Source organism: Paludisphaera borealis, assembly GCF_001956985.1.
In the GTDB taxonomy this organism is placed as follows: Bacteria; Planctomycetota; Planctomycetia; order Isosphaerales; family Isosphaeraceae; genus Paludisphaera; species Paludisphaera borealis.
Window position 1 is genome coordinate 3,019,264 of sequence record NZ_CP019082.1, and the last position, 22,242, is coordinate 3,041,505.

Below are 22,242 nucleotides of genomic sequence, written 5' to 3' on the forward strand. Positions count from 1 at the left end.
TCGCCAGGGACGCCGATCAGTCGTGAGGAGGCGTGCCGGCGGAGATCAAGTCTTCATCGCGTTCGTGGCCGTCGCGTCGCGCGCCGTCGCCGTTGCCGTTGGTGTGGGCGGCGTGGACGTGTTCGGCGTGGGAGCGGTCGTTGCCGTGGTCGTCGGCCGACTCGGTGTCGGTGACGTGCGTCCTGAACGCGTGGCCGTGGCCATGGCCGTCCTCGGTCTCGTCTTCCAGCTCGATTCGATCCCGGCGCGAATTGGTCCGGAGGTCGCTTACCCGCTGAATGACATAGTAGAAGACCGGGGTCAGGAAGATTCCGAAGAGGGTCACGCCGAGCATGCCGCTGAAGACGGCGACGCCGAGCGTCTTCCGCATCTCGGCGCCGGCGCCGCTGGAGAGGATCAATGGGACCACGCCGAGGATGAACGCCAGCGACGTCATGATGATCGGCCGCAGCCGCAGCTCGCAGGCGTCGATCGTCGCATCATAGGACGTCGCCCCGTACTCGCGGCGCGACTTGGCGAACTCGACGATCAGAATCGCGTTCTTGCAAGCCAGGCCCACCAGCACGATGAAGCCGACCTGGGTGAAGATGTTGATGTCCATGCTGGCGATGTTGACGCCGACGGTCGAGCAGAGCAAGCACATCGGCACGACCAGGATGACCGCCATCGGCAACGCCCAGCTCTCGAACTGCGCAGCGAGCACCAGGAAGACCAGCACCACGGCGAGCCCGAAGGCGAGCATCGCCGTGTTGCCGGTCTGAAGCTGCAAGAGCGCCAGCTCGGTCCAGTCGGACCGCATCGCCTGGGGAAGCTCGTCGCTCACCACTTTCTGCATGGCGTCGAGGGCCTGGCCCGAGCTCACTCCGGGCGCGGAGTTAAGGTTGATCGTCGCCGCCGGGTAGAGGTTGTAGCGGATGATCATCACGGGGCCGCTGACGTCGTGGATCTTCGCCAGGGTTCCGAGCGGGACCATGGCGCCTTGCTCGCTGCGGACGCGGAGCCCGGAGAGGTCGGCGATCTGCTTGCGGAAATCGGCCTCGCCCTGGACGTTCACCTGCCAGGTCCGGCCGAACCGGTTGAAGTCGTTGACGTACAGCGAACCGAGGTAGACCTGAAGCGTGTTGAACAGCTCGGAGATCGAGACGCCCAGAAGCTGGGTCTTCTCGCGGTCGATGTCGAGGTACAGCCACGGCGTGTTGGCCCGGAAGCTGGTGAACAACCCCTGGAGCACGGGCGAGGCCGAACCGGCGGCGACCACGCGGTTGGCGACCGTTTCGAGTTCCTCGGCCCCGAGGTCGCCCCGGTCCTCGATCACGATCTTGAACCCGCCGGCCGTCCCGAGACCGTCGACGGGGGGCGCCTCGAAGACGTTGACCAGCCCCTCCTGGATCTCTTCCTGGAGCGCGTGCTGGAGGCTCGCGGCGATCACCGGACCGCCGAGGCCTTCGTGGGCGCGGGTGTGGAACTCGTCGAGCATGACGTACATCGCGCCGAAGTTGGGCGCGTTGGCGTTCATCAGGATCGACTGCCCGGCGATCGCCAACGTATGAGTGACGCCCGGCTGCTTGAGGGCGGCCGCCTCGGCCTGCTTCATCGCCCGCTGCGTGCGCTCGAGCGACGACGAATCGGGAAGCTGAATGTTGACCAGCAGGTATCCCTTGTCTTGCGAGGGGATGAAGCCGGTCGGCGTCCGCGTGAAGCCCCAGTAGGTGACCCCGAGCAAACCGCCGTAAAGCACCAGCACCAGCAGGCTGACGCGCAGCAGGCCGCCGACGATCCGCGTGTAGAGACCCGTCGCGGCGTCGAACCCCTTGTTGAACTGGAAGAACGTCCAGCCCATCAGGCGATTCAGCGGCACGCTGAGAATCCATCCCACGAGGCAGCCGACGATCGCGGCGGCGATCGAGCCGAGGCGGTCGTGAGTCAGGTAACTCGGAAGCTGGACGTGCAAGTTCGCGGCGGTCCACTCGGTCACGTGAGGGGCGAGGAAGGTCAGGGCCGCCCAGCACCCCATCGCGACGAACGCCAGCCGGGGCAGCGCCTGGTAAACCCCCTTCTGACGGGGCTTGAGCAAGAGGGCCGCCAGGGCCGGGCTGAGCGTCAGCGAGTTGAACGCCGAGATCACCGTCGAGGTCGCGATCGTGAGGGCGAACTGGCGGAAGAACTGGCCGGTGATCCCCGTGATGAACGCGCACGGGATGAACACCGCCGACAGCACCAGGCCCACCGCGATCACCGGCGCCGAGACCTGCTCCATGGCCTTGATCGTGGCCTCGCGTGGAGACCGCCCGTGCTCAATGTGATGCTCGACCGCCTCGACGACCACGATGGCGTCGTCGACCACGATCCCGATCGCCAGCACCAGCCCGAACAGCGTCAGGTTGTTGAGGCTGAAGCCGAGCGCGGCCATGACGGCGAACGTCCCCACCACGGCCACGGGCACGGCGATCAACGGGATCAACGCCGACCGCCAGTTCTGGAGGAACAGGAGGACGACGACGGCCACCAGGATGACGGCGTCGCGGAGCGTCTTGAAGACCTCGTTGACCGACTCGACGATGAACGGCGTGGTGTCGTAGACGATCGCGTAGTCGAGCCCCTCGGGGAACCGCTCCTTGAGCTCCTCCATCTTGGCGCGGACGGAGTTGGCGGTCTCAAGGGCGTTCGAGCCCGGCCGCTGGTAGACCGAGAGGGCCACGCTGGGGCGGCCGTCGAGCGTGCAGGCCTGGTCGTACCCTTGCGCTCCCAGCTCGACCCGCGCGACGTCGCGGAGCCGGACGATGCCGCCGGCGGCGTCGGCCTTGAGGACCATGTCGGCGAACTGCTCGGAATCGCTGAGCCGTCCCAGCGTCGTGATCGTGAACTGGAACGCCTGGCCGTTATCGATCGGCGGCTGGCCCAGCTGGCCGGCGGCGACCTGGATGTTCTGCTGCTCGATCGCGCTGATGACGTCGGAAGAGGTCAGATTGCGGAACGTCATCTTCTGGGGGTCGAGCCAGACCCGCATGCTGTAGTTGCGCTGACCGATGTAGGTGATGTCGCCGATGCCGTCGAGCCGGGCCAGCTCGTCGCGAAGCTGGATCGTGGCGTAGTTGCTGAGGTAGAGGTTGTCGCGGCTGGCGTCGGGCGAGAAGACGTTGATGATCATCAAGATGCTGGGCGACTTCTTCTTGACCGAAACGCCCCGCCGCTTGACCAGGTCGGGGAGGATCGGCTCGGCCAGCGACTCGCGGTTCTGCACCAGCACCTGCGCCATGTTCAGGTCGACGCCCGGCTTGAATGTGACCGTGAGCGTGTAGTTGCCGTCGTTGGTGCATTGCGACGACATGTACATCATGTTCTCGACGCCGTTCACCTGCTGCTCGATGGGAGCGGCCACAGTGTCGGCGACGACCTGCGCATTAGCCCCGGGATAATAGGCCGACACCTCGACCGTGGGCGGGGTGATGTCGGGGTACTGGGCCAAGGGCAGGGTGAACAGCGTGATCCCGCCGGCCAGCGTGATAATGATGGACAGCACTGCGGCGAAGATCGGACGGTCGATGAAGAATCGAGAGAACACGGAACCCTCACTCCTCGTCCCTGGGGTCAGGCTTGGAGATCGTACGAGGCGAGCGGCCGGCGGATTGGGCGCCGGCCTTCATCAATTTCCAGGTGGTACGCCATAGGAAACGTAGCGTCAAAACATCGAGCGCGGCCCGCGACGTCCAGCGCAGCCAGCGCGAAGAGAACAGCCGCGACTCGCTCATCGTGTCGATGACGTAGAAGAAGACCGGCGTGAGCATGAGGCCGAACAGCGTGACGCCGATCATGCCGCTGAAGACGGCTACACCCAGCGACTTCCGCATCTCGGCCCCCGCCCCGCGGGCGTAGAGCAACGGGACGACGCCGAGGATGAACGCCAGCGAGGTCATGATGATCGGCCGCAGCCGCAGCCGGCAGGCGTCGAGCGTCGCCTCGCGGATCGGCTTGCCCTGGTTGTGGATCAGCTTGGCGAACTGGACGATCAAGATCGCGTTCTTGCTCGCCAGCCCGACGAGCACGACCAGGCCGATCTGGGTGAAAATGTTGATGTCCGAGTTGGCGTTGCGAACGCCCAGCATCGCGCTGTTCCGCACGCCGACCACCGCGCTGAGCATGCACAACGGGACCGACAGGATCACCGCCAGCGGCATCGACCAGCTCTCGAACTGCGCCGCGAGCACCAGGAAGACCATGACGATCGAGAACCCGAAGACGTAGAGCGCCGTATTCCCGGCCTGCTGTTCGAGGTAGGCCAGCTCGGTCCACTCGAAGCTCATGGTCGGAGGCAGCTCGTGAGCGGCGAGCTTCTCCATGGCGGCGATCGCGGTGCCCGAGCTGACGCCCGGAAACGCACTGCCGTTGATCGAGGCCGCGGGGTACATGTTGTACCGGGTCAGAACCAGGGGGCCGTTGATCTCGTTGACCGTCGCCACCGCGCCCAGGGGAACCATCGTCCCCTGCCTGTTGCGCACCTGGAGGCGGTTGATGTCTTCCTTCTGATCGCGATACTGGGGCATCGCCTGGACGACGACCTGCCAGGTCCGGCCGAACAGGTTGAAGTCGTTGACGTACAGCGAGCCGAGGTAGGCCTGAAGCGTCTGGAAGACGTCGCGAAGCGCGAGCCCCTTGACGATGCAGGCGTCGCGGTCGACGTCGAGGAAGATCTGGGGGACGTTGGCCCGGAAGACCGAGGCCAGTCCGTCGACGACCGGCCCCCCCTTCCCCTGGCCGGCGAAGACGCCTCGCAGCGCCGACGCCAGCCGCTCGGATAGGCTCTCGTCCGGGCGGGGCGGCGGGTGGTCCTCGGGCTTCACCGCCTCGGCGGCAATCCGCTCGCCGTCGGCGTTGATTCCGGGATTGCCGGGCGTCACGTTGGAAGCGGCGACCAGATTCTCGACCTGCCGCTGCAACGCAACCGGCCCGGCGTCGCCCCGGTCCTCGATCATGAGCATCCAGCCGCCGGCCCGACCGACCCCACGCAACGGAGGAGGTCCGAATAGAGAGATGTTCGCCTCGGGGATCGCCGCCCCGAGCTTGCCCCGGAGCTTGTTCATGATGACCTCGTAATAGAGGTCGTCGGTGGTTCGCTCGTGGAACTCCTTGAGCGTCAGGAACATCGTGCCGAAATTCGATCCGAAGGCGTTCAAGAGCAGTGACTGGCCGGCGATCCCCACCGTCGCGGCGACCCCGTTCTCCTTGCCGGAGATGTCGCCGATCTTCCGGATCACCGCCTTGGTCCGCTCCAGCGACGCCGAATCGGGGAGCTGGACGTTGACCAGCATGTACCCCATGTCCTGCGACGGGATGAACCCGCGCGGCGTGCCGACGAACCGCTCGTAGGTCAGGAACAAGAGCCCGACGTAGACGATCAGAACCAGGACGAACACCCGAAGCATCCCCCCGACCAATCTCGAATACGCGGTGGCGGTGGCCGTGAAACCGCGATTGAAGAGGCCGAAGAAACCATCCAGCGCAAGGTTCACATACTTCGCCCCGGCCCAGAGCGCGATTCCGCCGATCGCCGCCCCGAGCACGCCGGCGGTCAATTCGGGCGTCGCCCCGATCGCCCGCCCGAGATCGAAGACCATGTTCGCGACCGCCGCGTGAGTCGTCGTCCCCCCCTCCTCGGGCGTCAGGTACGGGAGCAGCTTCGGGGCCAGCCGCGAGTAGCCCAGCCAGGCCCCCATGCCGGCGATCGCCACCCGGGGCAACGCCTGGTGCACGCCTTTCTCGCGAGGACGCAACAGCAGGGCCGCCAGGGCTGGGCTCAGGGTCAGCGAGTTGATCGTCGAGAGCACCGTGGACGACGCGATGGTGAGCGCGAACTGGCGGAAGAACTGGCCGGTGATCCCCGTCATGAACGCGCACGGGATGAACACCGCCGACAGCACCAGGCCCACCGCGATCACCGGCGCCGAGACCTCGCTCATCGCCTGGATGGTCGCCGCCCTTGGGTTGAGCCCGTGCTCGATGTGGTGCTCGACCGACTCGACGACCACGATGGCGTCGTCGACCACGATCCCGATCGCCAGCACCAGCCCGAACAGCGTCAGGTTGTTGAGGCTGAAGCCCATGCCCAGCATGACGGCGAACGTCCCCACGATCCCCACCGGCACCGCCACCAGCGGGATCAGCGCCGACCGCCAGTTCTGGAGGAACAAGAGGACCACGAGCGCCACCAGCACGACCGAATCGAGGAGGGTCTTGAACACCTCCTTGATCGACTCGCGGATGAACGGCGTCGTGTCGTAGCGGATCATGTAGTCGATGCCTTCGGGGAAGTCCCTCTTAAGTTCCTCGATCTTGGCGCGGACCAGGTCGGCGGTGTCGAGCGCGTTGGCGTCGGGGAGTTGGAAGATGGCGAGGTTGGCGACCGGCTTGCCGTCGACCTCGCTGCTGATGTCCTGGTTCTTCGCGCCGAGTTCGACCGTCCCCAGGTCGCGGATGCGGATGATCCGACCGTCGGGCGTCTTCTTGACGATGACGTCGCCGAACTCCGCGATCTCGTCGAGCCTTCCCCGAGTGCTGATCGTAAACTGGGTCCGCTGGCCGGGGATCGTCGGCGACTGGCCGACCTGGCCGGCGGCCACCTGGAGGTTCTGTGCTCGCAAGGCCGCCGTCACATCGCCGGCGTTGAGGCTGCGAATCGCCAGCTTCTGAGGGTCGAGCCAGATCCGCATGCTGTAATCGCGCTGGCCCATCATCGTCACTTCGCTGACGCCGGGCAGCCGGGCCATCTCTTCGCGGACGCGCATCAGGGCGAAGTTGCTCAGGTAGAGCTGGTCGTACCGGCCGTCCGTCGAGTAGAGCGCGACCGACAGGAGGATGTCGGGCGACCGCTTCTTGGTCATCACGCCCGTCGCCTTGATGACGTCGGGCAAAAGCGGAACCGCCAGCGAGACCCGGTTCTGAACCAGCACCTGCGCCAGGTTCAGATCGATCCCCTGCTTGAACGTGACCGTGAGCGTGTAGTTGCCGTCGTTGGTAGACTGCGACGACATGTACATCATGTTCTCGACGCCGTTCACCTGCTGCTCGATGGGAGCGGCCACGGTGTCGGCGACGACCTGCGCGCTGGCCCCCGGGTACTGGCACGAGACCATGACCGTGGGGGGCGCGATCAGCGGAAACATGGCGATCGGCAGGCTGTACAACGACAACGCGCCCGCCAAGGTGATCACGATGGAGATCACCGAGGCGAAGATCGGACGGTCGATGAAGAATCGTGTGAACACGATTGAGACTCTCGGCGTGGACGTCGGTGCGCGGTCAGTGGGCCTGCGATCTCCGCTCGCGGTCGCCCCCGGCTCCGCCGGCCTCTGACGGCGACGGAGTCGATGCGGCGTGGGGGGCGTTCGAGCCGCGACTCTTCAGATCGGCGGCCGACGTATCGGCCCGGCCGTCCTTGGGAGGCTGGGGCGGCTCGCCGACGGTCGTCCGCGGCGTGCCGGAGGCGGCGGTTTTGGGCTCGGGCAGGGCGTCGCTGTCGGAGTTGAACTCGCGGGCGGTGACCGGCGCGTCCTTGCGGAGCTTCTGCAAGCCGCTTACCACCACGAGGTCGTCGGGCTTGACGCCCTCGCTCACTTCCCGGTAACCGTCGATGAGCACGCCGAGCGTCCCCACGTTGACCGTCGTGTGGGCGAATTTGGGGATCGGCTTGCCGTCGCGGTCGAGGATCGGCTTGCCCGTCTTGTCCTCGAAGAACGCCGGCTGACCGTCCTTGAGCGACCGCCGGACCACGAACACCTTCTTCTGCCCCTGGTCCGACGTCACGGCCTCCTCGCGGACCATGAGCGCGGGGTGCGGATCGCCGATCGGCAGCTTGACCCGAACGAAGAGGCCCGGGGTGAACATCCCCTTGGGATTGTCGAGCCGGGCCCGGAACCGGAGGGTGCCAGTGCTCAGGTCGACGCGGTTGTCGGTGAAGTCGACCATCCCGCGGTGCTGGAAGTCGCGCTCGTCCGACAGGCAAAGCTCGATCGGCACCTCGTGCTCGCTCTTGGCTTTGACCCGCCCCTCGTTGATCATCCGCCGGATCTTGAGCATCGCCTGCTCGTGGACGTCGAAGTAGACGTAGATCGGGTCCTGGCTGACGATGGTGACCAGGGGGGTGTCGTCGGCCTTGACCAGGTTGCCAGGGTCGACGAGCCGCCGGCCCAGGCGTCCGCCGATCGGCGCGACGACCCGGGTGAATTCAAGGTTCAGGTCGGCCAGGTCGAAGTTGGCCTTGGCCGTCCCCACGGACGCGGCCGCCTCGGCGTTGTCGAAGCTGTAGCGGTCGTATTCCTCGCGGCTGATCGACATCCCCCGGTCGTAGAGGACCTTGGCCCGCTGGAACTCGTTGTTCAGCCGCTTGGCGTGGGCCTCGGCCTGAAGGTTGGCGGCCTTCGCCCGGTCGAGGTCGGCCTGGAACGGCCGAGGGTCGATCTGGAAGAGGACGGCCCCCTTCTCAACCTGTTGTCCGTCCTGGAAATAGACCTGGTTCAGATAGCCGGAGACCCGTGAAGTCACCTGCACCGACATGATCGCCTCGGTGCGGCCGGGAAACTCCTCGTGGTCGGTCACGGATCGCGTGACCGGCCGAGCGTAGAGGACCACGTCGGGCGGCTTCACGATCTGGGTCGACGAATTGGCGGCGCCGCCGCATCCCGCAACGGTCGTACAGGCGAGCAACGCCAAGGCGGCGAACACGCGACGATCCATGGGCCTCGAACCTCCACAATTAAGCTGAGCTAAGCGTTCACGGTGTGGGTGGCGGTCGACTCGGGGGGGGGAAGCGGGGCGGAAACCGCGGCCGGCTTGGTCGCGGAGCCGTCGCATGACGGGCGGCCCGTGATCGATCCTTCCAGGACGCGCTGGAGCACGTCGCCCGGCTGGCGTCGCGACCGCTCCGAATCGGTGAGGATGCCGTGAAAGATGACGTCCAGAATATCCCTCGCCTGCTCGGCGACCGGCTTGGCCTGGCCGGCGAAGTAATTCGTGAACATCGTACCGTAAATCACGTTGCCCACCACGTCGCTGATCCGCTCGACCGGCACGTCCCGAATCCGGCCCTCGGCGATCAACCGGGCGTAAAGCGCCTTCCACCGCTTGACGTTCACGTCGCGGTGCTCGATGTACGTGGGACGGGTGCGGTCCTTGAACTGCGCTCGTTCCTGGATCAGCATTTCGACGTACTCCGGATGCTCCGAAAAGAACGTCAAGAACGCCATGATGCCGCGGGCCATCTGCTCCAGCCCCTCGTCCACCCCGGCGATGTTCGCCATCACCTGATCGCGCATCTTCCGCATCACCCGATCCACGGCGGCCAGAAAAAGCTCGCGCTTGCTCGGAAAATGGCGGTAGATCGTCCCCTTGCCAACCTGCATCCGGTCCGCCAGGGCCTGCGTGATCGCATCCGAAAAGCCATGCTCGGCAAAGAGTTCCGTCGCGGTCCGGAGGATCTCCTCCTTCCTCGACTCAACCTCTTCGTGCGAGCAGCACCGTTTCATCTTCTTCTCGGATGCGGAACTCATGAAGAAATCCTAACCTTGGACTGACCAGTCAGTCCACTATTTTATTGGAATGCCTGAAGCAATCAACTAGATTTTTCGGAGACGCCTCGGAGGGACGAGAGGAAAGACTTGACGCTTCCTGGTAGAATAGTGAATAGTCCGGAGCGTTCGGCCCGGCGCGAACCTTACCTTAGGGGACGATCGCCGGGGTCTTGCCTCGTCCGCCCCTGGCGCGAGCCTCGCCGATCCACCAGCCCCGCCAACAGCGGACCCTCCCCAGCCGTAACATACTGAAACGACCGGCGGTCTCCCAACGTCCAGCCGAGCAACGGATCAGGTGATCATGACAAACGACGACGTAGTCTTGCCTCGTAAGCGGGATCGGTTCACGACCGGCGCGATCGCCTTGATCGTCGCCGCGACGGTCGCCGCGCCATCGCGGGCCGCCGACGCGCCCAAGCCCTCGCCCGAGGAGGTCGCGTTTTTCGAGACGTCGATCCGGCCGATCCTGGTGGAGTCGTGCCAGAAATGCCACGGCCCCAAGAAGCAGCAGTCGGGATTGCGGGTCGACAGCCGCGAGGCCCTCTTGAAGGGGGGCGATCTGGGACCGGCCGTGACGCCTGGCAAGCCCGGCGAGTCGCCGCTGGTCAAGGCCGTCCTGTACCACGAAGGCGACGACCTGAAGATGCCTCCGGACAAGAAGCTGCCGGACGCCGCGATCCAGGCGATCCAGAAATGGGTCGAGTCGGGCGCGGCGTGGGGCGAATCGGCCCCGGTCGCGACCGCCGACGACCCGGCCAAGACGCACTGGGCGTTCCAACCGCTTCGGCGGACTCCCACGCCGACGGTCAAGGACCAGGGCTGGGTGAAGACGCCGATCGACGCCCGGATTCTGGCGAAGCTTGAGCAGGAAGGCATGACGCCGTCCCCTTCCGCCGATCACCGGACGTTGATCCGCCGCGCGACCTTCGACCTGCTGGGCGTGCCGCCGACCGCCGCCGAGATCGAAGCCTTCGAAGCCGACCACGCCCCCGACGCCTTCGCCCGGCTCGTCGATCGGCTGCTGGCCTCTCCGCTCTATGGCGAGCGGTGGGGAAGGCACTGGCTGGACGTCGCCCGCTACGCCGACACCAAGGGCTACGTCTTCACCGAGGACCGCCGGTATCCGTTCGCGTTCACCTATCGCGATTACGTGATCGACGCCTTCAACGCCGACTTGCCGTTCAACACGTTCATCGTCCAGCAGCTCGCCGCCGACCAGCTTCCCCTGGGCGACGACCCTCAGCCGCTGGCCGCGATGGGCTTCCTCACCGTCGGCCGGCGGTTCCTGCAAGACCGGAACGAGATCATCGACGATCGCATCGACCTCGTCGGCCGCGGCCTGCTCGGCCTGACGATCGCCTGCGCCCGTTGTCACGACCACAAGTTCGACCCGATCCCGACCGACGACTATTATTCGCTCTACGGCGTGTTCGCCAGCTCGGTCGAGCCCAACGAGCTGCCGCGCGTGAAGGGGAGGACCGACGACGGCTCGCCCGAGGTCAAGGATCTGGAGCAAAAGCTGGTACAGGCCCGCAAGGCCCGCGACGAGTACAAGGCCGCCCGCCGCGCCGAAGTCGACGACGATCTGGAAGCCAGGGCGTCGAAATACCTCCACGCCGCTTACGATCTCAAATTCGACGGCCGCTCGGCGGGGTTGCAGCCGCGCGCGGCGAAGGACGACCTACGGCCGGAGCGAATCCGCGAGGTCGCGTTCCTTTGGAGGAAGCGACTGAAAGCGACGGACGCCCAGAATCATCCGGTGCTCGGTCCTTGGCTGCTTTTCCAGGCCCTTCCGAAGGAGTCGTTCGCCGCCAAGTCCGGCGAAGTCGTCGCCGAGCTGGAGAAACGGAGCCAGGCCAAGCCGGAGACCGTGCATCCGCTGCTCCTCGCCGCGATCCGCGACGCGAAACCGGCCGACATGGATCGACTCGCCGACTGCTACGTCACGCTGCTCACCCGGCTCGAAGAGCGCTGTCGAGCGTCGTTCGAGCAAGCGAAGAAGAAGGCTCCGCTCGCCGAGCCCGAATGGGAGTCGCTTCGCGCCGCGTTCCACGGCGACAAGGGCTTGTTCGCGTTGTCGGGCGAGGACGACGACCAGTTCTTGCTCGACATCAAGCAAACGGAGGCGTTCGCCAGCCTGACGAACGCGGTTCAAGAGTTGGAGCGAGCAGCGGCCGCCAAGGTCTGCCGCGCCATGGTCATGAACGACGCCCCCAAGCCGATGGACCCGCACGTCTTCGTCCGAGGCAACCCGGGACGCCCCGGCAAGCCGGTGCCGCGGCAGTTCCTCCAGGTCTTGACCGGCGCCGATCGGAAGCCGTTCCAGAAGGGGAGCGGCCGGCTCGAACTGGCCGAGGCGATCGTCGGCAAGGCCGCGCCGCTCACCGCGCGGGTGATCGTGAATCGCGTCTGGCGGTGGCATTTCGGTCAGGGGTTGGTCGACTCCCCCAGTGATTTCGGCGTCCGGAGCGATCCGCCGACGCACCCCGAACTGCTCGATGATCTTGCCGCCGGCTTCCTGGCCGAAGGCTGGTCGATCAAGTCGCTGCATCGCCGGATCATGCTTTCGAGCGTGTACCAGCAGCAGAGCACGCTCCGCCCTGACTACGTCGTGAAGGACGCCCAGAACCGCCTGGCTTGGCGGTTCAACCGCCAGCGGCTCGACTTTGAGTCGCTCCGCGATTCGATGCTGGCGGTCGCGGGCAGCCTCGACACGACCCAGGGGGGACCGGCGGTCATTCTCAACGAAGCGCCGTTCCCGCCGAGGCGGACGGTCTACGGCTTCATCGACCGCCAGAACCTCGACGGCGTCTACCGGACCTTCGACTTCGCGGTCCCCGACGCCACCAGCCCCAAGCGGTTCGTGACGACGGTCCCGCAGCAGGCCCTCTTCCTGATGAACAGCCCGTTCGTGCAGGACCAGGCCAAGCGGCTGGCGACGGACCTGGAGCGTGAAGCCCAGGCGGCCCAACCGCCGGCCGATACGACCGCCGTCGTGACCCGCGTTTACCGACAGGTGCTCGGCCGTCAGCCCGACGACCGCGAGCGCGGCCGGGCGCAAGAGTTCCTCCAGCGGGCCGGCGGACCGGCCGCGGCGGGGATGTCGCCCCTGGCCCAGCTCGCCCAGGTGCTGATGCTCACCAACGAGTTCCTGTTCATTGACTGATTGACCGATCACTCGATCGACCGCGCCCGGGGGTGTTTCCGATGTCGCACGAACCTGCTCGACTCGAAGATCTGGTGGTCACCCGGCGCGAGCTGCTCTGCCGCTCGGGGACCGGCTTCGGCGCGCTCGCCCTGGGTACGATGCTCGCCGAGACCGGCGGCCTCGGCCGTCCGGCGCGGGCCGCCGACCAGGCGAAGGCCGTCCAGATCGCCGCCACGTCGGCCAATCCGCTCTTGCCCAAGGGGCCGCCGCTGAAGGCCCGGGCGAAGCGGGTCGTCCACCTGTTCATGAACGGCGGGCCGTCGCACGTCGACACGTTCGACCCCAAGCCGATGCTCGCCAAGCACCACGGCAAGCCGGTCCCCAGCAACCTCCCCACCGAGCGCAAGACCGGCGCGGCGTTCCAGTCGCCGTACAAGTTCCGCAAGTACGGCCAGAGCGGCGTCGAGGTCAGCGAGATCTTCGAGAAGACCGGCGCGATGATCGACGACATCTGCGTGATTCGGTCGATGCACGCCGACGTCCCCAACCATGAGCCGTCGCTGATGCTCATGAACTGCGGCGAGTCCCGCCAGGCCCGGCCCAGCCTCGGGTCGTGGGTCCTCTACGGCCTGGGGACCGAGAACCAGAACCTCCCCGGCTTCCTCGTCATGTGCCCCGACGGCTTCCCGATCGCCGAGTCCCAGAACTGGCAGTCGGCCTTCCTGCCGGGGATCTACCAGGGGACCCACCTCGACAGCAAGCAGACCGACGTCGAGAAGCTGATCGCCCACATCCGCAACCACGGCGTCGACCAGGGCCATCAGCGGGCGCAGCTCGACCTGCTGGCCGAACTCAACCAGGTCCACCTCGACGATCGCAAGCACGAGGCCGACCTGGAAGCCCGCATCCAGTCGTTCGAGCTGGCCTACCGGATGCAGTCCGAAGCCGCCGAGGCGTTCGACGTCAGCCAGGAGCCCGCCTACATCCGCGCCCTCTACGGCCCCGGCGTCCACGCGCGGCAGCTTCTGGCGACCCGCCGGCTGCTCGAGCGCGGCGTCCGGTTCGTCCAGCTCTGGCACGGCGCCGGGCAGCCCTGGGACCACCACGACGACATCGAGACCGGCCACCGCGAGCTGGGCCGCCAGTGCGATCAGGCGATCGCCGGCTTCCTGTTCGACCTCAAGCAGCGCGGGATGCTCGACGACACGCTCGTCGTCTGGGGAGGCGAGTTCGGCCGCACCCCGACCGTCGAGTTGCCGACCCCCGGGGCCAACGCGGGCAAGATGAACGGCCGCGATCACAACCACTACGGATTCACCACCTGGATGGCCGGCGGCGGCGTCAAGGGGGGCTACGTCCACGGCGCGACCGACGAGCTAGGCTTCCAGGCCGTCGAGAAGAAAGTCCACGTCCACGACCTGCACGCGACGATCCTCCACCTGCTCGGCTTCGACCACGAGAAGTTCACCTTCCACTACGCCGGCCGCGACTTCCGCCTCACCGACGTTCACGGCAACATCGTCCACGACGTCGTGGCGTGATCGAGGAATGCTATTCCGGAGGTCGCTGATGGACGCGGGCATGGCTGGCGGGATCGCGGGGAGCGTCATCGGCTGCATGGGCGGGCTGATCGGCACGTACTTCGGCATCGCAAGCACGAGCCGCCCACGCGAGCGCGCCCTGGCGATCCGCTTCTCGGTCGCCTGCTGGCTCTGGCTGGCGGCCGTGATTGGGATGGTCTGCTTCGCGCCTCGCCCCTGGGGACAGTACGTCGTCCCCCTTGGCCCTGGCATCACGCTGGCGATCCCCTGGTGCAACCGCAAACTCGCCCTCGCCCGGGCCGAGGACCAGGCCTCGACGGGCGAAGCATAACGTGGAGAAGCTGGAAGCCGGATACGGGCCGGATACAAACCATCATGACGCCGTGGGGACACCCGGCGTCATGAAGATGGGGGCTTCTTGGAGGCGTCACGACCAGGTCCGGTAGGGGCGCCCATTGTGGGTGCCCGATCGCCGAGCGTGAGCGGTCGGCGTAAGACGAACCGGGCACCCACAAGGGGTGCCCCTACGGCAAACCACGAACCGGAACTTCCATGACAGCCCGAGCGCATGCACCAACCGGTCAAGTCAGCTCGAACGTCGACCGTGGATCAGCCGGCCGAAGAACGCCGCGATCTGGCAGATCACCGTCCAGGCCATGACGAACGGCGTGGTCGGGTGCTTGAAGACGGTGGGTAGGTTGCGCTCGAAGACGAAATGCCCGGTCCACATGACGACGTACGACAGGATGAACAGCTCCAGCCCGAGCAGCGGGCGGAACGGCGCGACGATCACGGCGATCGCCGCGATCGGCCAACCGACCCCGACGTGGAGGAAGTGGTTGATCGGGTTCTGGTGATCCTCGCGGTACGTCGCGGCCATGCGCTCGAGCCGCGTCGGCGCGGCGGCGGTCTGGGTCTGGGTCATGGTTTGCCAGCCTTCGGGGCCGCGCCCTGGTGGACCTTGGGGTCGGTGTAGGTGTCGAGCCCCTTGTGGATGACCTTGCCCCAGTAGGTGGCGAAGTCGAACTTGGGCGAGTTGTCGTCGTCGTGGCAACGGTAGCAGGTCCGGTTCTTGTCGACCTGCTGGGCGGTCAGGGCGATGGCCTTGCGGAACGACAGGTCGTCGGGCTCGGCGACGTGCTTCGACGCCGGGCCGTGGCAGTTCTCGCACTGGTTGCCCTTCAGCAGCGGCGTCGCGGCCTCGGAACGCCAGCCCGAGGTGTACTCGAACCCCGTCGTGTGGCAGGTGACGCACTCGGCGTCGTAGATCGTGTTCGGCTTGGGGTCGCGCAAGAGCGACTCGAACGCCAGGGCGTGCTTGGTGCTCGACCACTTCAGGAACGTGTTGGGATGGCAGGTCTTGCACGACTCGGCTCCCGCGAACGTCGCGCCCGGCGCGCCGTTGACGTAATCGTGGCGGGGGAAGTTCTCGACCGTGCCGATCTCCTTGAGCATGCTCCGGTATTCGTCCTCGATCACCTTCTTGACCTCGGTCGCCGGCCCGTCGTACCGTTCGTTGAGGCTGACGCGGTAGTACCGCGTCTTGGCGCCGTCGTTGAAGAAACCGACCGCCCCCACGTACTTGCCGCGTCGGCCGACGTTGACCAGCATCGTCTTGCCGTTGTTGAGCATCTGGGGGTCTTGCTCGGGGTCGTCGATCGCCGACGTGCTCACGACGATGTCGAAGCCCGGATACGCGGAGGCCAGCCGCTTGGCCTCGTCGGGCGAGCCCTGAACCATCAAGACCTGGTAGTCGCTCTTGCCTTCCAGCTCGGCGAGGATCGACGGCAGCACGTCGTCGGCCCGCTTGACGGTCGGCAGTAATTCGTCCTTGTCCGGATCGCTCAGCTTGGCGATGTTTTCGGGATCGATGACCGCCGTGACGCCCAGCTTGACCGTGCCGGCCGCGACGATCGTGCTCGGCTGGATGATCGTCTCGAAGCCCGGGCCCGGCACGACGTTCGCCGCCAAAATCTTGGTCGGCTCGGTCAGGTTGTTGAGGAACTGGGCCATCGCCTCGCCGACTCCGACCTTCAAGTCGTCGGCGCTCAAGGCGACGGCGTTGTACTTGAACGTGCTCAGCGCCTTGAGCGCGATGCTGAACTTGATCTTGGCCTGCTCGAAGCCTCCCCGCGCCGCCGCCGGGTCCTTGATCAGGCTGCCGAGGTCGATCAGGGCGTACGGCCAGTTCTGGGCCCGCAGCCGCTCGATGAAGTCGTACCGCCGGATCAGGCCGCCGAGCTGCCCCTGGGTGCATCCACAGGGTTCGAGATAGCCGTCCATCTCGCCCGAGACGACCAGCACCGCCGCCGGCTTGGGCCACTGGGCGAACAGAGTGCTCGACCTGCCGCCGGCCGGCTCGGCCTTCGAGGCGTCGGCGGCGGGCGACTTCGCACCGCCCGGAGTCGCCGACGACGTCCCCTTGTCGTCCTTGCTCGAAGACGAGGAACACCCGACGTAAGTCAAGAGCGCAATCGCGGTTGCGACCGCGCCCAGCGGCCGGAAAGGCAATCGGGGCATCGTCGTTCCCTTCAGTTCAAGCCCAGCCTGCAAGCGTCCGCGAACTCGTCGCGGCCCCGTTCGCCGATCCTCGACTCCGTCGAGAACACGAAGCGCGGGCGCGGACCCGCGTCGTTAACGGCGGCTGGAAGTGTACTCATCCGCGCCAGGTCCGATAAGATCAATCTCGACGGGCCGAGGCCGCCGGGAACTCACGCTCCCGGGCGGCTCGCAACAGGCGATGCGTCAGCCCGCGCTGATGAGGATGTTCACCGGGATCTTCAGCTCGCCGACGTCCGGGAAATCGGTCTTGATGATGATTTCCTCGTCGATGTAGCCGGGAGCGGTCCCCTGCGGAACGTCCACCTTGACGCGATACCGGCCCTTGCGGTCGGCCGAGTCGTTGGGCTCAATCGAGACGTTGAGCTTGTCCGGCTTGCGTGCGACCTCGAAGTTCACCGACTTGCCGCCGCGAACCAGCAGGGTGATTTCGCCCGTGGCCCCTTCCGACGTCTTGACGTTCACCATCCGCAGCCGTTCCGGCAGAACGCTGATGGGGCCGGAGACCGAGCCGACGACGGTGATCTTGATCTCGGGACGCAGGGGATGGTCGGTGTGGATCACGACCTCTTCCCGCATCGTGCCGATCGGGAAGCCCTGCTTGACCTTGATGTGAACCTTGTGCCCCGCCTTGATCTTCCCCAGCTTGAGGTCTTCCTCGGACATCGACGTCGCCTCGGCGATCAGGAGGCCGGGCTTCGAGGTCTTGATGTCGGTGATCTTCGTCTCGGGACGGTCGGGCGAATACAGGGCCACGAAGACCGTCTTGGGATTCTGGCTGTCGACCGCGTGCATGTCGACCGCCTCGCCCGGCATGAGCACGATCGGCGGGTTGACCTTACCGTGAACGAACAGCGGAATGGAGGCGAGGTTCGGGTCGTTGGTCTCGATGTTCGCTCCCTTCCGGAAGTCGCCGTTGGTGTGGTTGGTCTTCCACACCACGTCGATGTCGGTCGACTCGCCGGGCTTGAGGACCGCCTTCTCGCCATCCTTGAACTTGGCGAACGTGCACATGCACGTGGACGTCCCCTTCCAGAGCTCGAGGTCCCCCTCGCCGTCGTTCTTGATCGTCCAGGAGTGCTTGCCTTCCGACTCCTGCGGCATCGAGCCGAACTCGTGGGTGAGTTCGCCATCGATTTTCGCCTTCGGGGCGGGTCCCGTCTTCACCGGGGCGACCGGAAGATACGATTTCGTGCCGGAAGCCGGCACGAGGCTGCCGACCAAGGTCGCGGCCACGGTCAGGACGACCACCACGACCGCCAGAATGACCCACCGCAACATGATGACATTACTCCGGTTAAGACAACCGAGACAAGGACGGACGCCACGACGACGAAGCGCGGAGCCGCGATGATGGATACGACCAGTACGCACGACCGACGTCGCGCGTTCGTAAGGCTGGAATTTTTATCTTAAGAATCGGGGTCTCACGCGGTCAAGCCGGGCCGCGACGGCTCGTCGCCGACGGCCTCGGCCGCATCAGGTCTTCGACCCGAGAGGTTGACCCCGTTGCCCTGCCCTTCATGGTGAAACGCCTGGCTGCGGCTGAGGTCGACCACGTCGCGGAGCCCCGCCTCGGCGAACCAGCCGGCGACCTCGTCGACCGTGTGCCGCGACAGATATTTGGGCGCGTACCAGTCGAGCGTGTCGCAGACCCGGACCTCGGCGTCGGGGTGCATCGAGACCCCGATCGTGAGGGCGTGCAACGCGACGCCGAACCGCTCGACGGGCCGCCGTCGGCTCGCCATGAGCCGGCGCTTCCAGAGCCCGATCGGGGCCGACAGCCGGCAGAGCGCCAGCAACACGCCCAGCGGCAGGCGGGTCGAGATCGCCCGCTGGGCGTTCATGATCCGTTCCACGATCGGGCTTTCCCGCTCGTAGATCCAGATCGCGATCCGGCCGCCGGGCTTCAACAGGCGGGCGAGTTCCAGAAACGCCGACCGGGGGTCGGGCGTGTGGTCGATGACGCCGATCGAGTAGATCAGGTCGAAGCTTCCGGCCGCGAACGGCGGCCGCAGCAAGTCGCCCCGTGCGATCGCGACTTCGGCAAGACCGGCGGTCAGCTCGCGGGCGGCGTCGACGGCCTGGCTGAGGTCGATTCCGACGATCAGCCGGGCGCCTCGGCCGGCGGCGACTCGCAAATAACGCCCCATGCCGCAGCCGCCGTCGAGCACAAACTTGCCGGCCAGGTCGGCGTCGCCGAACCCCGTCCGGTTCGCGAACGTGGCCCGGTCCTCGGCGTCGCGGATGATCCGGAACCGGTTCCACTGGAGGCTGTAAGCCGCCTTGGTGCGCGTCTGGTCGGAATCGGACATGAGCCGCCGTCGTCAGTAAGAGTCGGCCGAGACGACCTCGCCGAAGTTCCGCGTGCTGAGGGCCTGGAGTACTCCGAGCCTCGATCCGGGCGCGATCAGCACCCGGCCGGTGCCGTCGGAGTTGAAGCTGAGGCCCTGGGCCGTCTTGGTCGTCGGGTCGATCGACCAGCAGTCGACCGAGTCCTTCAGGAACCGGACGCTGCCGTCGGCCAGGCCGATGTTCGCGCCGCCCGGATGGTTGCTGCTCAGGTTGAACGCGATGTAGTCGCGCGCGCTGGGATCGTTGATGCTGAAGAATCGGTGCGTGCCGTTGACCGGGTAGTAGGCGCCCAGCAGCGTGTCGGTCCAGTAACCCGAACTCCAGCCGTGATACTGCGCCCGTCCGGCCTGATCGAACAGCGAATGGTTGTGCTCGGCGAACAGCATCGTGTTGCTCGTGCCGTCGGTGATCGCGCCCAGCCGGGTCGAGCTGTGTGCATAGATCGCGCCGTTCATGTTGGCGAGGCGGAGCGCGAAGGTCGCGTTGTCGACGTGGAGCAGCAGGCACCAGGCACCGACGACCCCGCCGTAGCTGCTCTTGGCCTCCCGCCAGTCGCCGGGGGGCAGGTTCGTGTAGCGAGTCGGATCGAGGGGCGTCGTGTCGTAGATCGAGCCGTCGCTCGGGCAGTTGAGCGTCGAAACTCCGATCGCCGCGATCGTCACGTTCTGGGCGTCGAACACACCGGGGCTGAAATTGACCGCGTTGAAGACGTTCTGTTGCTCAAGGAGCGGCAGCATGTGGACGAACGGGCTGAAGTTCCATTTCGACCCCGGCAGGGCTCCGGAACGCGTGAAGCCGCCCGGCGGCAGCGTCTGTTGGGCCGACTCGTAATTCAAGGCCCCCAGCGCAAGCTGCTTCATGTTGTTCGTGCACTGGGCGCGACGCGCGGCCTCGCGAGCGGATTGCACGGCGGGAAGCAGCAGCGCGATCAAGACGGCGATGATCGCGATCACGACCAGCAACTCGATCAAGGTGAACCCGGACCGACCGGCTCTCGGCATGGCGGACGACGACAAGCTACACCCCTCTTGAAACGCGAAAAAAACGCTCCGTCAGACGCGACGAGGTAGCAGTATACGGTGCGTCCGGCTCCGGAGCAACTTCGGGGAATCGGCGTCACGGCCGGCCGGCGCGGGCGTCCCAGAGATCCTCCGCGGCGCTGCGGCGGATGTAGTTCGGCTCCAGGCTGAAGAGGTCGAATTCCGCCCCGCTCGCCGCGATCCGCCGGGCCAGTTCCACGAGCCGACGGCCCGACGGCTGGTTGAGGGCCGAGTCGCCGGCGACGACCCGGCTCGGCAAGGCCGATCGGATCGCCTCCGCGTTCAGCGCCGGCCCCAGCACGAGCGTCCCCGCCTCCAGCCCCTCGGCCCAGCGGCCGAAGGGCTCGATCCGGCTCGGCGCGACGGCCGTGAGCGCCCCCCCGGCCTCGGTCCGCTCGAACGCGGCGCAGTACACGTCGCCGCGCTGGGCGTCGGCGACGGCCCAGACCTTCAAGGCGTCGTCGGGCGCGTTCTGGGCGAACCCTTCCAGACTGTCGAAGGCCAAGATCCGCGCCCCGGCGGCGTACGCCAGCATCCGGGCCGCCGTCAGACCGATCCGTAAACCGGTGTACGAGCCGGGGCCCAGCCCCACGGCGATCGTCGTCAAGTCGACGGGCTTGAGACCGGCCGAGAGAAGGAGATCGCGAATCATGGGGGCGAGATCGCGACCATGCTTGCGCGAAGCGTCGGTCGCCGCCTCCCAGGCCAGCCCCGCCGCCGTTCCAACGCCGGCCGCCGATCGATCGCCCGATGTGTCGAGTGCTAAGAAATTCATGGAATTCCAAGAGTTTCGGGGTCGTGCGCGAAATCGAGCGCGCCGCCGACGCCGCCGTCGCCCAGGTTTCGACTCAATCTATGGAGAGTGGCGCGCGCCTGTGCGACCCCGACGATCCTACCCCGTCTGAGAAAAACTTCACGAGCCCTGAATCACGAATCGGCCTTTGCGAGGTAATATCCTAGTATCGGGGTGCGTTTCCAGTTGCTGGAGGCGGAGACGTCGCGTCCTTGAAACAGGAAGGCTCCGCAACTTGATTCCATCAATTGGTGGACTTGACCGGCAAGCGCTCTTCCCTCTATCTTTATAATAGATTCCAATCACAGACGGACCCGGCGTCCTCTCGACCTCGCAGCTCCGGCCGGGATCGGACGTGTGGATCTTGCATGTATCCAAATCCCCTCCTCTATCCGGAGGATCGTCCTCGGTGCGCCGCGCCTTAATCAGTGATATTCATGGCAACCTCGAAGCCCTCGAGACGGTCCTGAGCGATATTGAAGCCCAGGGGATCAAAGAGATCTACTGCCTGGGCGACATCATCGGCTACGGCCCTAACCCGCGCGAGTGCATCGACCGGGTGATCGACAACTGCCAGGTCACCCTGCTCGGCAACCACGACCAGGGGGCCATGTTCGATCCCGACGGCTTCAACATCGGAGCCGAACGCGCCATCTTCTGGACCCGCGGCCAGCTTGAGAACGCCGTCGACCGCTCGAACAACGAGCGGCGATGGGAATTTCTCGGCGACCTCCCCCGGTCGCACCGCCAGCCGCCGTTCCTGTTCGTCCACGGGTCGCCGCGCAACCCGCTGAGCGAGTACATCTTCCCCGAGGACATCTACAACCACCGCAAGATGGACCGGCTGTTCCAGCTCGTCGATCAATACTGCTTCCAGGGCCACACCCACGTGCCGGGCGTGTTCACCGAGAGCTTCCAGTTCTTCGCCCCCGAAGAGATCGACAACGAATACACGCTGGGGGAAGGCAAGCTCCTGATCAACGTCGGCTCGGTCGGCCAGCCCCGCGACGGCGACCCGCGCGCCTGCTACGTGATCCTCGACGATGGGCGCCCGAACGGCGGCGAGGCGGATTCCAATGCCGCCAACGGACCCGGCCCCGGGCCCGGACAGTCGCCGCGGATCACCTATCGCCGCGTCGCTTACGACTTCGAGAAGACCATCCAGAAAATCTACGCAGTCGCCGAACTCGAGCCCTTCCTCGGCGACCGACTGCGCCAGGGACGGTAGTCCGCCGGCCTATCTCCC

General features: G+C 66.2%; 14 protein-coding genes. 4 read left to right on the forward strand and 10 right to left on the reverse strand.

From position 1 onward, the window contains the following. Window positions 1-16 precede the first annotated feature (16 nt). The 4 genes from BSF38_RS11715 to BSF38_RS11730 are packed head-to-tail and all read right to left on the reverse strand — an operon-like array spanning window position 17 to window position 9,539. A complete protein-coding gene (locus BSF38_RS11715) occupies window positions 17-3,562 on the reverse strand; it encodes an efflux RND transporter permease subunit (RefSeq protein ID WP_083712884.1) in 3,546 nt (1,181 codons plus the stop codon). A gap of 7 nt (window positions 3,563-3,569) precedes the next feature. Then, window positions 3,570-7,259, reverse strand: a complete 3,690-nt coding sequence (locus BSF38_RS11720; RefSeq protein WP_076345783.1) for an efflux RND transporter permease subunit — start codon at window positions 7,257-7,259, stop codon at window positions 3,570-3,572. Between the two features lie 34 nt (window positions 7,260-7,293). Beyond that, window positions 7,294-8,727, reverse strand: a complete 1,434-nt coding sequence (locus BSF38_RS11725) for an efflux RND transporter periplasmic adaptor subunit (protein ID WP_076345785.1) — start codon at window positions 8,725-8,727, stop codon at window positions 7,294-7,296. Window positions 8,728-8,756: 29 nt separating this feature from the next. Further along, a complete protein-coding gene (locus tag BSF38_RS11730) occupies window positions 8,757-9,539 on the reverse strand; it encodes a TetR/AcrR family transcriptional regulator (protein WP_076345787.1) in 783 nt (260 codons plus the stop codon). Between the two features lie 322 nt (window positions 9,540-9,861). Between BSF38_RS11730 and BSF38_RS11735 the strand changes: the two genes are divergently transcribed. The 3 genes from BSF38_RS11735 to BSF38_RS11745 are packed head-to-tail and all read left to right on the forward strand — an operon-like array spanning window position 9,862 to window position 14,580. Beyond that, complete coding sequence (locus tag BSF38_RS11735) at window positions 9,862-12,726, forward strand: PSD1 and planctomycete cytochrome C domain-containing protein (RefSeq protein WP_076345789.1); 2,865 nt, start codon at window positions 9,862-9,864, stop codon at window positions 12,724-12,726. A gap of 41 nt (window positions 12,727-12,767) precedes the next feature. Next, window positions 12,768-14,249 carry a DUF1501 domain-containing protein gene (locus tag BSF38_RS11740; RefSeq protein ID WP_076345791.1) on the forward strand — a complete coding sequence of 494 codons (1,482 nt, stop codon included), beginning with the start codon at window positions 12,768-12,770 and terminating at the stop codon, window positions 14,247-14,249. Between the two features lie 28 nt (window positions 14,250-14,277). Then, on the forward strand, window positions 14,278-14,580 hold the full coding sequence (locus BSF38_RS11745) for a hypothetical protein (RefSeq protein WP_076345793.1): 303 nt from the start codon (window positions 14,278-14,280) through the stop codon (window positions 14,578-14,580). A 255-nt stretch (window positions 14,581-14,835) separates the two neighbouring features. Here the strand turns inward: BSF38_RS11745 and BSF38_RS11750 are convergent, their stop codons facing one another. The 6 genes from BSF38_RS11750 to tsaB form a co-directional block, all read right to left on the reverse strand. Further along, the gene (locus BSF38_RS11750) at window positions 14,836-15,174 is read right to left on the reverse strand and encodes an Mpo1-like protein (protein WP_076345795.1); all 339 of its coding nucleotides are present in this window, start codon (window positions 15,172-15,174) and stop codon (window positions 14,836-14,838) included. Next, window positions 15,171-16,769 carry a multiheme c-type cytochrome gene (locus tag BSF38_RS11755; protein ID WP_076345797.1) on the reverse strand — a complete coding sequence of 533 codons (1,599 nt, stop codon included), beginning with the start codon at window positions 16,767-16,769 and terminating at the stop codon, window positions 15,171-15,173. The genes BSF38_RS11750 and BSF38_RS11755 overlap by 4 nt, the downstream gene beginning before the upstream one ends. A gap of 225 nt (window positions 16,770-16,994) precedes the next feature. Then, entirely contained in the window at window positions 16,995-18,089 is a 1,095-nt protein-coding gene (locus BSF38_RS11760) for a DUF1573 domain-containing protein (protein ID WP_076345799.1), read from the reverse strand. A 146-nt stretch (window positions 18,090-18,235) separates the two neighbouring features. Then, on the reverse strand, window positions 18,236-19,123 hold the full coding sequence (locus tag BSF38_RS11765; protein ID WP_076345801.1) for a class I SAM-dependent methyltransferase: 888 nt from the start codon (window positions 19,121-19,123) through the stop codon (window positions 18,236-18,238). Between the two features lie 12 nt (window positions 19,124-19,135). Continuing rightward, complete coding sequence (locus BSF38_RS11770; RefSeq protein WP_237170854.1) at window positions 19,136-20,179, reverse strand: DUF1559 domain-containing protein; 1,044 nt, start codon at window positions 20,177-20,179, stop codon at window positions 19,136-19,138. A 100-nt stretch (window positions 20,180-20,279) separates the two neighbouring features. Continuing rightward, complete coding sequence (gene tsaB / locus BSF38_RS11775) at window positions 20,280-20,978, reverse strand: tRNA (adenosine(37)-N6)-threonylcarbamoyltransferase complex dimerization subunit type 1 TsaB (protein WP_076345803.1); 699 nt, start codon at window positions 20,976-20,978, stop codon at window positions 20,280-20,282. 427 nt (window positions 20,979-21,405) lie between these two features. On the opposite strand from tsaB, the gene BSF38_RS11780 reads away from it, so the two are divergent. Further along, complete coding sequence (locus tag BSF38_RS11780; protein WP_076345805.1) at window positions 21,406-22,224, forward strand: metallophosphoesterase family protein; 819 nt, start codon at window positions 21,406-21,408, stop codon at window positions 22,222-22,224. Window positions 22,225-22,242 lie beyond the last annotated feature (18 nt).